The organism is Thermobrachium celere DSM 8682 (assembly GCF_000430995.1).
Taxonomy (GTDB): domain Bacteria; phylum Bacillota; class Clostridia; order Clostridiales; family Caloramatoraceae; genus Thermobrachium; species Thermobrachium celere.
Genome location: NZ_HF951993.1, coordinates 5943 through 6440 on the forward strand (window position 1 = coordinate 5943; position 498 = coordinate 6440).

A 498-nucleotide genomic window follows, 5' to 3' on the forward strand; every position below is an offset into this window, starting at 1 on the left:
GGAATATCGAAACAACAACATAATTCTTTTTGGGAAAATTGATAGAGCTATTGTTACTTTAAATAATGAGATAGAAGTTATTGACTATAAAACAGGTAACACAATCGAATATGAAGGTGATTTTGTTTTAGACCCTCAAATTGCATGCTATATAGAGCTTTTTAAAAATAATTTTAATATAGTCCCAAACTATATAAGTTTTTATTACCTTACCCACAACAAAAAGGTTCAAATAAAAATAGAACCTCAACATATAAACCTTGATCCACTCTAATCAGCTTATTTGCCTCTTGTTTTTTTGCCTCAAACAATTCTTTCTCCATTAAATCAATTGATTCATATAACACGTGAAATATACTTTTACAACTAGAAGTTTTTAAATTAAATCCAACGTCAACACCTATAATATAGTCTACATCATAATCTTTTAAAATTTTAGCTGGCACTCTTTCAAGCACTCCTCCATCTACTAATATCATATCGTCTTTAAAGACAGGT

1 protein-coding gene and 1 pseudogene are annotated in these 498 nt (G+C 28.5%); one reads left to right on the top strand and one right to left on the bottom strand.

Features of this window, described 5'->3' with window-relative positions:
* The coding region (locus TCEL_RS13330; protein WP_156874014.1) for a PD-(D/E)XK nuclease family protein at nt 1-274 on the top strand (274 nt) is incomplete at its 5' end.
* Here TCEL_RS13330 and TCEL_RS13655 read toward each other — a convergent pair.
* Nucleotides 210-498 (bottom strand): annotated as a pseudogene (locus tag TCEL_RS13655) (hypothetical protein); the annotation flags it as partial. The gene TCEL_RS13330 and the pseudogene TCEL_RS13655 sit on opposite strands and share 65 nt — an antisense overlap.